The sequence below is a fragment of the Bartonella sp. AP7XZML genome (assembly GCF_042195745.1).
In the GTDB taxonomy this organism is placed as follows: domain Bacteria; phylum Pseudomonadota; class Alphaproteobacteria; order Rhizobiales; family Rhizobiaceae; genus Bartonella.
On sequence record NZ_JBHIOT010000022.1, the window covers coordinates 105,015 to 118,902 of the forward strand.

Below are 13,888 nucleotides of genomic sequence, written 5' to 3' on the forward strand. Positions count from 1 at the left end.
TCCCCCTTTAGACTTGGTAGAGACAATCATATCTATTTATAAAAATCAAGAAGCATCTCTATAGCTTTTTTTATAGAGAGAACTATATACGTGGGCAGTTTTTTAGCATTCCCATGGAAAGTCATTTGTACAAATTTAACCATGATGATATGGGACGCAATAAAACATTTATAATAAGCTAAATAAATATGTTAAGAAAAAAAGAATGAGGCTGTTCGTGTTATACAACAGTGCAAAATTTTATGAAAATATAAGGCGAGGATAACGTTATGTATCGCAGAGTGTTATTTGATGTGATAAAACGTGTAAAATGTGCAAAGTAATTATATTTACCTTTCTTATTTTTATATTATTTAAAGCGTAGTAGATGCAAAGTGTATTATAAGGTATCTGATTTTATGGTATACCAGACAAGAATTTTGTTAAAATCAGGGACTGTGCGCTGTGTATTTATAGGCTTGTGTTTTACTTTTTCTTTTCCACAGCCACTTGCTGCATTTGATTTTTTCGGCATCCCTCTTTTTGGTCAAAAGAAAACAAATTCTTCTTCACATTATGCCAAAAGTACAGAGAAATTTTATAAAGTTGATGTTGTTGCACCGCCAGGTGCACCATTAGAAGGTATAAAAATAGTTAAATCTGTTTCTTCTCTTGTTGCTGATAAAGAGAAAGCATCCGCCAGTTCTTCTGGTTTGCTCGCCAAGGCGCGTTCAGATTATCGAGCAATTCTTTCTGCTCTTTATGCTGATGGACGCTATGGTGGTGTTATTAGCATTAAAATTAATGGTTTAGAAGTCGCTGATTTAAGTCCGGTAACTCAACTTCCAGCACAATCGAATATCGTTATTACAATTAATGCTGGTCCACAATATGTTTTTAGTATTGCCAATATTGATAAAGTAGCTCCGTTTGAAAAACGTAAAGCGCATAAAATGCCCACAATTGAAGAATTGGGCTATAAAGTTGGGGCTATTGCTAAATCTGAAACCATTTTGAAAGCAGAAAAATGGGCGATAGAAGGATGGCGGCAACAAGGTTATGCTAAAGCTAAAATTATGAAGAGTGAGGTCGTGGCTGATCATGCTGCGTTGCGTGTTGAAGGACGGATTGTTGTTGCTCCTGGACAAAAGGCTTATTATGGTCCTTTAAATGTGCGTAATATAAGTAAGAAACCACGTGTAGATTCAGCTTATATCGCGTGGATGACCGGATTGAAACCAGGGCAGATATACGATTCTGATGCGTTAGCTAAGGCAAATGAACGTCTTGCGCGCCTTGGTGTTTTTCGTGCTATCAATATACGTGAGGCTGATACTATTAATCTAGATGGACGTTTACCACTTGCACTTGTTGTACAAGAACGTAAACCGCGTCGTTTTGGTGTAGGCGGTAGCTATTCAACTTTAGACGGTGCTGGTTTTGAGACTTATTGGATGCATAACAATCTTTTTGGTCATGCAGAGACTCTTAAAATTGAAACAAAAATAAGTGGTGTTGGTAGCAATAAAAAGCAATCATATAATTTTAAAAATTTTGATTATCTTTTCGGTGGCACATTTGTAAAGCCCGGTGTACTCACGCCAGATACAGATTTCAGGTCAGAATTAAAAATACAACAAGATGTTTTAGAAAATTATACGACAAAAGCCATCAAAGGAAAATTAGGTATTACGCATATTTTTAATGGTAATCTATCGGGACAGGCTGCTGTAGAAGTTTCAAATGGTTATTCACGTGATATCTATTTTGGGAGCCGTAATTTTACAACAATCGGTTTCCCTAGCGGCTTGATTTACGATAGTCGTAATAATAAGTTTAATGCAACAAAAGGTTTATATGGTGAAGTTTTCATTGAGCCTTTTTATGAGATGCGTTTTAGCAACTTTGTTGCAAAAGTAACAGCAGAAGGTCGTTCTTATTGGGCGTTGGATGAAGGGGATCGTTTTGTTGTTGCTGCGCGGGCAAAGCTTGGTACAATTCTTGGGAATGATACAGCACAAGTACCCGCAAATACGCTTTTTTTTGCTGGTGGTGGGGGCTCTGTTCGTGGTTATGCTTACCGTAATATTGGTATCAAAACAGAAAATGATGGGGTTGTTGGTGGACGGGCGCTTATTGAGGGGTCAGCAGAATTGCGTGTTTCTTTAAATGATAAAATAGGGTTTGTCAGTTTTCTTGATGGAGGTTTAGTAGGGGAAAAGGCGAATTTTGATTTTTCTCAAAAAATTAAATGGGGAGCCGGTATAGGAGGTCGTTATATGACGGGTCTTGGTCCTTTACGCGTTGATTTAGCCTTTCCTTTAAAGAGAGAGAAGGGTGACCCTCGCATTGGTTTTTATGTGGGTATAGGGCAAGCATTTTAATGAAAAAAGGTGTACGTTTATCAGCTTTCTTCTTTGTATTTTTGTTTTTTGGGGTGGGTGGTTTTGTTTTTGCGCAAAGAGGAGACATTCTTCCCTCTAGCGAAATGAAAACAGATGATCGCTCATGGTTTGTTTCTTTAATTGAACGAAAGCTTTCAGCGCCTAATCGTCAAGTTCGTTTACACAATATGCAAGGGACACTGTCTTCTCAAACATCAATTGATACTATTACTGTCAGTGATAAAAAAGGGGTTTGGCTTAAAATTACCAATGCTAAAATGGATTGGAATCGTCTAGCTTTGCTGAGAGGGCGGATGGATATTAACCAGCTTTCTGCAGAACAGGTTACATTTTTACGCAAACCGCAAGGCAATTCTTCTTTTGTTTCTTTCCTTGAGACGGGTAAGTTCTCTTTACCAAAATTGCCGCTTGCTCTTTCTATCAATACGCTTACAGCTCAACATGTGACATTTGAACAGAATCTTTTTGGTTTTTCTGCTGATATGTCCTTAAAAGGCAATTTCACCTTGGCTGGTGGTAATTTTGATGTCGATATAGCGGCGCATCGTTTAGATGCACCGGGTTCTTTTTCTGTTCTCACCAAGATATCTGATAGTAATCGTACAGCTCAAATTGATATTTCTGCTAACGAACCACAAAATGGTATTTTGGCGAATATTTTTAACATTGAACAACGTCCAGCATTAAGTCTCGTCGTGAAAGGTGATGGTACTTTTGATGATTTGGTTATCAAACTTTCTTTAGAGTCCGATCATCATTCTATTTTAGATGGTAATGTTATTCTTGCAAGTGTTCCAGAAGGACAGAGTTTTTCTACGAAATTAGAGGGAACACTGAGCCCTTTAATACCTGTTCAATATCGTAGTCTCTTCGAATCTGATATAACATTAAAAGCAAAGGCAAGAAGAACAAAAGAAGGTGTGACACACCTTGATCAGATGGTTATTCAGAACAAAGCAATGAATGTTATAGCCAATGCTGAAATAACCGCCGATGGATTCTTGCGACGGCTTTTTGTTGATGGCAAAATGGCTCTTGATAACGAAAAAGAGTCTGTTCATTTACCTATATCAGAAGTGCCAAAACCTGCGAATACTCTTGCTTTGAACATTGACTATGGTCGCGAAGGTCAACAATCTTGGAATGGGCGGTTGGTTGTAAATCATTTAAGCAATAAAAATATTTATATTCGCGATGCAATTTTTGATATGGGAGGAGTAAGCGAAAATCTTGATAATGCAGCTTCTCGTCATGTTGGTGTTCAGGTTAAAGGGACGCTTCAAGGGGTTAAAAAGATTAAGGGAGCGTTAGTAGAAAATTTAAGCCAAGCGGTTCATGTGCATTTAGATACGGATATTGTTTCGAACAAACCAATTTTGATTCATGATCTGAGTGTTACGGCTCAGGGTTTTTCTTCTTGGTTAAAAGGGACAATGGAGAATTTTGTTTTTAAAGGCGATCTCGGTTTAAAAGCTCAAACATTAACTCCTTTGGAAGTGTTCAGTAAACAATCACTTTCTGGTAATGCAGATATTAAAGCCAAAGGAACGATCAGTTTATTGAGTGGCATTTTTGATCTCCAATTATCAGGAATGGCTGACGATATGAAAATAGGCGTGCAGTCTTTTGATCGTTTATTCAAAGGAAATACTACTCTTTCAGGTGGCACTGCTCGAAATACAATGGGCTTCACTTTACGTCATTTTAATTTGAAAAATCAATATACAAATATAGAGGCTAATGGTTATTTTTCAGATGAAAGCGCTAAAATGGATCTATCTGCTCAAATATCTGATTTGTCCAAATTAGACTCAAAGATAAGCGGTGCACTTACAATTCAAAGTACGGCGAGAGGGCGCAATAGCCATATAAAACTAAATACGCGTGCCCATATTTCTGAAGCATTAATTGTAGGGAAGAAACTTCAAAACACAACATTTAACATAGATGCATTTGTAGATAATACAGCACCAGTTACTTCTTTAACAGGGGTGGTAAAGGGTGAAGGAATTTTTGCTAAGAAACCTTTGCATTTATCGGCTTCTTTTGAAGATTCTCATAAAATTCGAAAACTTAAAAATATCGATATTAGAGGGGGAAGTGCAAAAATAACGGGTGATCTTTCTCAACAACTTGGCGGTTTTTTGAAAGGAGCCCTGCATATTGATGCCGATGATATTTCCGTACTTTCAGCGTTATTTTTGCAGGATGGTAGTGGAAAAGTAAAAGGAGATTTTATTTTTGATGAACAAAATGGCAGACAAAAAACCAATGTGAAGGCGCATGTTAACCATTTGAATTTTTCCAAGAATAAAATAAAAAAATTGGCAATAGATGCTGACATATTCGATCCTTTTGGCATGACTCAGTTTGAAGGAGTTATCAATGCAGAACATATTCAAACACCTTTGGTAATGGTCAATCGTTTAAATGCTCACGCTGATAGGAATAATGGACAAACGGTTTTTACTGTCCAGGCGATGTTGCATGATACTCTCAATGCACGGCTTTCTGGTCGTTTAATGGTTGAGGAACTTCCAGAAAGTATAAAACGAGAAGTGCAAATTGAAGCTGTGGACTTAAAACAACATACTTTTCATGCAACATTGCCGAAGCCATCTATAATTTCTTTTGATAAAGATGGAATGACAATCAATGAATTAGGAATTGCAATAAATGGGGGCAACATCATCCTAGCAGGAAATATTCAAGATACCCTGAATTTACAACTTACAATGAATGCCCTTCCTGCTACTTTAGTCAATTTGTGGAAATCCGATCTTGGAGCAGCAGGGAGTGTAACAGGGCAGGTTATGATTCGTGGTCATTTAAAAAAACCTGATATAACTTACGATATAAACGGTGAGGGACTGACAACCGTTGCTTTTCAAGATAAAAAAATTATGCCTTTTTCTCTTTCTGCTACGGGAAATACTGTAGATCAAAATCTTACTTTGAATGCAAATTTAACAGGAGAAGGAGTACAAGCACAAGCTCAGGGGCGTATATCTCTAGAGAAAAATGCGCTTGATTTTCATATTAATTTGCAAAATTTATCTGCACGTTTGGCGAATGGTTTTATTGCAGGACAAGCGCTTGATGGGACAGTGATAGGTAAAGTTGATATTGGTGGAACAATGAAGGATCCATCTGCTCATTTTGAGCTTTCTAGTCAAAATTTAAGCGCTATGACGCATAAAGGACCGATGTCAATCAATATAAATGCTCGTGGTTCTTATAAAAAATCGACATTTCATATTGAAAATATGATAGCTACTGGAGATAAAGGATTAGATCTTTCCATTCATGGGCCTGTATCTCTTAATGGTTCAGAGGCAAAATTAAACGTTAAAGGGATAATGCCTCTTGATTTTGTTAATCTCTTATTAGCCAAACGTGGTGCACATATAACGGGTACAGCAAGAATTGATACAGCTCTTAATGGGTCATTATCAAAGCCACAATTGATAGGAAATATTTCTATAGGCGACGGTAGCTTTTTTGATTCACAAACAAATGTAGGATTGAATAATATAACCATTGAAGGCAAATTGAAAGGTGATCATATCCTTATAGAAAAAGCTTCAGCTTCTTCGTTTGAGGGGGGAGGAATTTCTGCTTCAGGTCGTATCTCTAATGGTCTAGAGACAGATTTGATATTTCATCTTGATAATGCCAATTATAATGATGGTTCTATGATTCTGGCAACATTATCAGGTGAGATGACAATGACAGGTCATTTTTTAAATAGTCTTGTTCTTGGTGGTGATATCATCGTTGAAAAAGCTGAAGTTTTTGTTCCTGATCATTTTAAAAGTGCCAAGTTTCTTGATGTTAGAAATAAGAATTTAACTAAATCGATTCAAACAACACTTGAACGTGCTGATGTTAAGAACACGAACAAAAGCAAAAGCCGTATAGTTACACAAGAATCTTCATCTGTCGTGCTATCAAACATGCGTATTACAGCACGCAATCAATTTTTTGTACGCGGAAAAGGCTTAGATGCTGAACTGGGAGGACGCATTAATCTAGCAGGTCCATTGAATGATGTGCATCCAGTTGGTGAGTTTAGAATGATTCGTGGACGTTTTGATATCCTGTCGCAACGTCTTAATTTTGATCAAGGACAAGCGAGTTTTAGTGGTAATCTTAATCCTACGGTTTATTTTGTAACCAACAATAACAGTGGTGATATTCGTGTCACTGTAACTGTAAGTGGGACGGTTGATAATCTTGATATTAATTTTTCATCACAACCAAATTTGCCTCAGGATGAGATTTTGGCGCGTTTGATTTTTAATCGCTCTCTTAATGAATTATCACCATTTCAGATTGCTCAACTTGCAGCAGCAGCGGCTGATCTTGCAGGTAGTTCTAATACATCTTTGTTGAATACTTTACGAACTAAAATTGGACTTGATGATCTTGATGTTATCGTTAATGAGAAGGGGAATACAGGCTTACGTATTGGACGCTACATACACAATAATATTTATTTGGGTTTTGAAGCAGGGTCTGATGGAACGACGAAAGGGACAATTAATTTAGATATTTCGCGTCATCTCAAAGCTAAAGGTGCCATAGGAAATGAACAAAATTCTAGTATAGGTCTCTTTTATGAAAGAGATTATTAAAGATTGAATTTTAAAAAAACAATTTCTTCGTTTTGTCTCTCATTTCTAAATCTGAGGAAGGAGGCATAGACTAGAAATCCTATAAAAGAAGAAGCTTTTTGTTGAGGCGTGAAGAGATATATCTGAAATATTCGATTTTTGTTATGCTATTCTCTAAAGGGACAAAATCTTCACGAAAGATAGTATGTTATTTTGCTGCTATATATTTATTTTAGAGAAGTACCTTACCTTGTTTTCAAGCCCATATCGTGCTGTTGCCTAAAGAATGGAGTGTGTGCAATATATTGATTTATAAAGATAATTTATTGTTATTCAACTTGAATTAGAACTTTGCATATCGTACGAATCTCTTTCGTATTGAATCAATCAAAACCATTCGGTTTGTATACTACAAGCGGAGAATCCTGTGTGGATAAAACTATTAAGAAATGACTAAAAATGCCTCTTATGAATCATCTCGAGAGCTAAGAGCTGTCGCAACATTAGGAGTTGGCAGAATAGTGTGAATGGTGCCAGCTTGTTACTCCATAAGCGTAAAGATAGGGCAGCTTAATGGATTTATCATTATACAATTCACGGACGTTATCGCGAAATGGGCTTGGGGAAGACTTTGAGAGAGGTTTCTTTAAAACAAGCAGGTGAATTTGCAACACAATGGCATTCTGTTTTTATGTGAAGGACATGATTCCATTAAAGAACGTGATAAACAAAAGCGTTAAGCGGAGAATTCATAAGATATCGATTTTATTGTCAAACGCATTTAAAGCAATATTTTTTAATAATAAAAATTATCTATTATTTTAGATTTTTGTTTATTGTGTCTTGAATGAGATCACTTTTCTTATAACGAATAGCTCCGCGAACAGAGTACTCCAAAATATAACATTATTGTATTGCAAGTTTATGTACTTGTTTTAAAGCAACATTTCTCAGTGTGCGCTTGAGTCTATTTCATAAGATTGCTTGTGAAATGGTATAAAGTACCTCTTATGAATGGTATAAAATCCACACTACCATTATTAATAAAGGTATAAGTATTTACTAAAGCTATAAGCCGGCATTATCATTCTATTTTCCAGCTTCTCATGTTGCTGACAATCTTTTCACTTGAAAGTGTAGAGGTATTTTTATTGCTTATCTTAAGAGTTTTTATGCATATACCAATATCTCTTATGACGTACAACAAGCGCTTTTGATTGATTCATCATAAATATAAAGAAAATTTGCAATAAGCAAATTACATCTTATCTTTTGTTTAAGATATAAAATAACAAATTATGATTATAAATCAAAGTATTAAAATGTATATTAAAAGATATTTTTGTAAAAATATTTATCAGAATTATATGTCGTATTTTTCTATTTTAGCGGTTAAAAGAAAGAGGAATGTCATTTTGCATATTGAAATTATAGCCTTATATAGGCACTAACGTTGTGCGTTTATAAACTCTTCAAGCAGTTAAGGTATTGGAGGAATATCATTTTAGTTTCTAAATGTAGAAAAAATAGCAAAGCTTGCTTTAAAGCAAGCTACAACAGTAAAAAAGTTTTATAATAAAACCTCTCTTATTTTTTCAATGTTTTTCTTTTAAACGGAGTGTATCTATAATTTGCAACACAATTTATAATTGTTAGCTTATTCTGTTGTACCATAAAAGACCGACATTTGAGGTGTGGTGATATAAGGTATGTAAGCCTTTTTGACACAGTATTCTGAAAGCACGTGGTGAATATTTAGGGTAAGCCTTGTATAAGTGAATCACATAAGTTGTTATCAAGAGGAATGAGCTCAATAAAAATCTAGATTGTTTACAGATCAGATTGGGTAGAGTCTTTGTCCTTTAAAAGTTGTGTGGAGAAAAAAATTATCAGTGCAGGGATAAACACGGATAAAGGTTGTATTAATCCAGATTCATCATCATCCGCGATAATTTTTTCAAACTTTGATGCTCTCTCTTTCAGGATTCACAACACTTATGAATGTTTCAACACTTATTTGAGGAAGGGAAGGGGTTTTTGAAATTTCATGGTTAAAGTCAATTACATTCAACAAAATAGCGAGTAAAGTTTTCATCTAAATCCAAGAAGTTTATTTTCAATAAACTATAAATTCTTTGCCAACTTTGATTAAAGTAATGCTTTTTATTGGTAACAAGTCTTTTTTATAAATGGAGCATTACCTTCTATCCATTTTTTATTTCAAATTTTATTTAAGGATCTAGAAATTAGGAGGTATATTTTTTGAACTGGATATTATGAAGTTTTTTATAAAACCCATGTTCTTTTGCTAGCAATTCTTTTTGAGTACCTTGTTCAATCAGTTGTCCATTTTGTATGACCACAATTTTATGAGCACGAGCAATCGTTGAAAGGCGATGAGCAATAATGATCGTTGTGCGTCCTTTAGTAAGGTGATGAATAGCTTCATTAATTTGTGCTTCGGTGTGTGAATCGAGCGCACTTGTTGCTTCATCAAGAATCAGAATTTCACTATCGTGAATCATTGCTCTAGCGATAGCGAGTCGTTGTTTTTGCCCCCCTGAAAGATTACAGCCATTATCACCTATCTGTGTATCATAACCATTTGGCAAACTCATAATAAAGTCATGAACATTTGCTGCTTTTGCTGCTTCGATAATTTCGTCATCACTAGCTCCTTCTTTTCCAAGCCCGATATTATATTTAACAGTTCCTTGAAAGAGAAAAGTATCCTGTCCTACATAGGCCATCAGGTTTCTCAGAGAGCGAAATGTTGTGTAGCGAATGTCTTGATCATTAATCAATATGCGTCCTTTTGTGGGGTCATAGAGGCGCATAATAAGGTTGATAAGGGTTGATTTTCCCGAACCGGATGGTCCCACCAATGCTGTCATTTTTCCGGATTCTATTTCTAGGTTGATGTCTTTCAATATCATTTTGTTATTAGTGTATGCAAAAGAAACATGTTCGAAACGAATAGTTCCTTGCGTTTTATTCAGATCTTTAGCTTCTTTATGTTCTACAACTGTAAGGGGACAATCGAGTATTTCAAACATCGTACGGATATTGACCAAGCCAGATTCAATTTTAACACGTACATTTGCTAGTCTTTTTGCGGGTTCATAAGCTAAAAGTAAAGCAACAATAAAGGACATAAATTCACCTTGAACACCTGCGCGTTGGGTTGCAAGATAACCGGAAAAACAAATAATACCTGCAATGGCAACACCCGTGAGTGTTTCCATAATTGGATTGGTAATAGCTTCGAGTGTTGCAATACTGTTTGTTTGTTTTTCAACATCACAAATGGCTTTGTCCATCCGTTTTTTCATGACTTCTTCTAGTGAAAAGGCCTTGATGATTCGAATACCAACAGCCGTTTCCTGTACGATTTTGATAATTTCACCAAGTGAAAGGAGCTCTTTTTCCATCAAGCTGCGAACGCGTTTTAAAGCCATTCGAACGCCTAAAAAAGCTAGTGGTCCTACGATTAAAGTAATGGAGATTAACACAAAGTTTTGAATGAACATGACAAGCAACAGACCACTAACGGAAAGCAAATCACGTACAAAAGTTGTGATAATAGTATCAATTATATTACGTACGGCTGTCGCGTTATGAGTTACACGAACAAGAAGATCAGATGAAGTGTTATTATGATAAAAAGAGACTCCTTGTTCCATAAGTCGTGCAAAAATTTTACGCTGTTGTTCAGCAATGATACTATTGCCTGCTTTGTTTAGAAAGTAAGTTTGGAAAAAAGTTGCAACTCCTTTGAGAATAAAGATAAAAGCAATGAAGCTAGAAATCAAAACAATCATAGGAAAATTTTGTGCATCAATAATCTGATTAACAACATCCCGCATAATCCATGCACTGGTTGCTGTGGTACAAGAAATGATGATCATTGAGAAGATAGCCGCACTGTACCAACGCATATGTTTACGAAAATTTTCTCGCAAAAGGCGGATAATAAGATGTTTGTCAAAAGAGGAAATTTGTTTTTTAGCCATGAAGAGCTTCTATATTCTCTCATTATTTTATGCAAGATTGAAACACTCTTAATTAAAAAGCCCCTTAATCTTTTTTACAAAAATAGCTTTTTCTTTCAAGGTTCATCACATCAATTTCACGACGGTGAGAGTGAAGAATGTAGTGCAAAGTTTCTGTGAAAGGTATAACGAAAATTCGTTGTTCATCATTATTTTTAGTTTTCAATAAAAGGTACCGGCGAGTTTCTCTATTGTATTTACCAATTTCCATATTGTGATAGTCTTTGGCACTTGAAATGGTTCACAAAAAACATTTCTGCTTTTTTAATAATTTTATGTATCATCTCCATTTGTGATGTGTAAGCAAACAATTTTGCCGCATTGCATGATAAGAGAGATTGAAATAAGAAGACCTTACGATGTTTAAGCTTTCTCATTAATATGCAAAATAACGAATTCTTCTTATAAATTGATAAAGCATTATTAAACTCTTAAAAGGATTTATACACATTTATAAAACCTTAAAAGCACCACAAAAATTCTATGTGGTGCTTCTAAATAATACTATACACATCATTTTGATGCGTTGCATGCGAATATTATTCCAATGCAAAACTATTTAGGTGCTATCACCATCATCATTTGCCGGCCTTCAAGCTTTGGCTCCAATTCGATTTTGGCAATTTCACTTGTATCTTCTTTCACACGCTGAAGAAGCTTTAATCCAAGATCTTGGTGAGCCATCTCACGACCACGAAAACGCAAAGTAATCTTTACTTTATCACCATGATCAATAAAGCGATGAACAGCCTTGAGTTTAACTCCATAATCATGGACATCAACATTTGGGCGCATCTTAATCTCTTTGATTTCGATGACTTTTTGCTTCTTACGTGTTTCAGCAGCTTTTTTTTGGGTTTGATATTTTAATTTTCCCAAATCGATGATTTTACATACAGGTGGCTCCGCATTTGGTACAATTTCAACCAAATCAAGTCCCGCATCTGCAGCCATAGCAAGAGCTTCTTGTATCGCAACAACTCCCTGATGTTGTCCCTCATCATTGATAAGCTGAACATGAGGTACCCGAATATCCTGATTTGAACGTGGTCCGTCTTTTTGGGTAGGTGTCATTTTAAACGGTTTACGAATGGTTTATGCTCCTTAAATTTTGATTCAACTACAGCTAATTTAATATACAATTATGTACCTAAAAACAACTATAATTCGTGTTATTTTCATTATTTGATTTATTACTTTTTGGAATGATTTAGATTATAAAAGTTTTTCTCTTAATTTAAAGAAATTGTTTTATAGAGGATAAAAAATCATGGATCAAAATATTCCTTGTCAGTTTTTTTCATTTGAGAACACCGCACTTGCAGTACGCTATCGCAAGGGGCGCCAATCTCCAGGTTTGGTTTGGCTTCCTGGCTATCAATCCGATATGTTAGGAAGTAAGGCAACGTTAGTTGATCAGTTTGCTCAGAAGAATGATTTGTCTTGTTTACGTTTTGATTATTCTGGACATGGAGAATCTGAAGGTGATTTTTTTCAAGGAACAATTTCGCGTTGGGTTAAGGAAAGTTTAGCGACTTTTGAAACCTATTGTGAGGGTCCACAAATTTTGATTGGTTCCTCTATGGGGGGGTGGATTGCGCTAAGGCTTGCAATGATGCTAGCACAGAAAAATAAGAAGCTTGCTGGCATGATATTGATTGCTCCAGCACCTGATTTTACACAAACATTGGTGGAACCAAAATTAGGCCCAGAAGAATGGAAGATTTTGGAGGAGAAAGGCTATATTGAACGACCTGCAGTTGATGATACAGAGCCAATGCCCTTTACAAAAACATTGATTGAAGATGGGCGCGAAAATTGTGTTATGAAAGGATGCATTGATGTTGGATGTCCAGTCCATATTCTACAAGGGATGGAAGATGAAGATATCCCCTATCAGCATACATTGACTTTACTTGATCATTTACCTCTCCATGATGTAACATTGACACTTGTTCGTGATGCGGATCATCGCTTTTCTCGTCCACAAGATTTAGATTGCCTTGAAACAGTATTGAGATCTTTTATTAATCAGATTAATGCAAAGTAAGGGGTACATTTATTGATAAAGATAAAAATATATGAGCATTTCTAAACAGCATTTTATTTTTTCTGAGCGCTCTGTACCTGTACGGGTGCGGGAAAATAAGTATGCGCGCCGTCTTACCTTACGTATTGATGCCAGAAGTCAGGAGATTTGTGTAACAACACCACCAGCAATAAATCTCTATGCGGTTGAAAATTTTATTGAAAAGCATCGATCTTGGATTGAGGCACGTCTTGCTCATGTACAAATCTCTCATAAAAATGCTTATCTCAAAGAGGGGGCGACAATTCCCTTATTGGGTGTTTCTCATACCATAAAGCATAGAGAGGGACGTGGGGTAACAGAAATCATTACAGCAGATGCGGAGCAAGGGCCTGAAATTATTGTTTATGGTCAATTAGAATATCTCCCAAGACGCATTGCTGACGTTTTGAAAAAACAAGCGGCGCTTATTATAACGCCTTTGGTGGCACATTATGCTCATCAGGTAGAGCGTAAAGTCAAATCCATTTGTTATAAAGATACGAGAAGTCGTTGGGGCTCTTGTTCAATCGATAAGCGTCTTTCTTTTTCTTGGCGCCTTATTATGGCACCAAAAGAAGTTGTTGAGTATGTTGTTGCCCATGAAGTTGCTCATCTTGTTGAAATGAATCATGGGCCAAGATTTTGGGCTCTTTGTGAAGAGCTATGTCCTGATAGTAAAACATATCGTGCTTGGTTGAAAGAAAATGCTCCTAGACTGCATGCAATTAATTTTGATTCATATAATTTAGAGGCGTAAAAAACTTT

6 protein-coding genes and 1 pseudogene are annotated in these 13,888 nt (G+C 35.9%); 5 read left to right on the forward strand and 2 right to left on the reverse strand.

All coding sequences use genetic code 11. The annotated features are described in order from the left end of the window. The first annotated feature begins 398 nt into the window (after nt 1–398). The 3 genes and pseudogenes from ACFILT_RS02475 to ACFILT_RS02485 all read left to right on the forward strand — a co-directional run. Nucleotides 399–2,363, forward strand: coding sequence for an autotransporter assembly complex family protein (locus ACFILT_RS02475; protein WP_375678835.1), 1,965 nt, complete (start codon nt 399–401; stop codon nt 2,361–2,363). Continuing rightward, a complete protein-coding gene (locus tag ACFILT_RS02480; protein WP_375679516.1) occupies nt 2,363–7,021 on the forward strand; it encodes a translocation/assembly module TamB domain-containing protein in 4,659 nt (1,552 codons plus the stop codon). Before ACFILT_RS02475 ends, ACFILT_RS02480 begins: the two co-directional genes overlap by 1 nt. A 438-nt stretch (nt 7,022–7,459) precedes the next feature. Beyond that, nucleotides 7,460–7,737 (forward strand): annotated as a pseudogene (locus ACFILT_RS02485) (integrase arm-type DNA-binding domain-containing protein); the annotation flags it as partial. A 1,509-nt stretch (nt 7,738–9,246) separates the two neighbouring features. Here ACFILT_RS02485 and ACFILT_RS02490 read toward each other — a convergent pair. Together ACFILT_RS02490 and infC are read right to left on the reverse strand one after the other, a co-directional pair. Next, nucleotides 9,247–11,013, reverse strand: a complete 1,767-nt coding sequence (locus ACFILT_RS02490) for an ABC transporter ATP-binding protein (RefSeq protein WP_375679517.1) — start codon at nt 11,011–11,013, stop codon at nt 9,247–9,249. A gap of 594 nt (nt 11,014–11,607) precedes the next feature. Then, nucleotides 11,608–12,126 (reverse strand): translation initiation factor IF-3, encoded by a 519-nt coding sequence (gene infC / locus ACFILT_RS02495; RefSeq protein WP_026500140.1) that lies wholly within the window; start codon nt 12,124–12,126, stop codon nt 11,608–11,610. 196 nt (nt 12,127–12,322) lie between these two features. Here infC and ACFILT_RS02500 point away from each other — a divergent pair, with 196 nt between their 5' ends. Both ACFILT_RS02500 and ACFILT_RS02505 read left to right on the forward strand, forming a co-directional pair. Next, a complete protein-coding gene (locus ACFILT_RS02500; RefSeq protein ID WP_375612802.1) occupies nt 12,323–13,102 on the forward strand; it encodes an alpha/beta hydrolase in 780 nt (259 codons plus the stop codon). 31 nt (nt 13,103–13,133) lie between these two features. Further along, complete coding sequence (locus tag ACFILT_RS02505) at nt 13,134–13,880, forward strand: M48 family metallopeptidase (RefSeq protein WP_375611379.1); 747 nt, start codon at nt 13,134–13,136, stop codon at nt 13,878–13,880. The last annotated feature ends 8 nt before the right edge of the window (nt 13,881–13,888 follow it).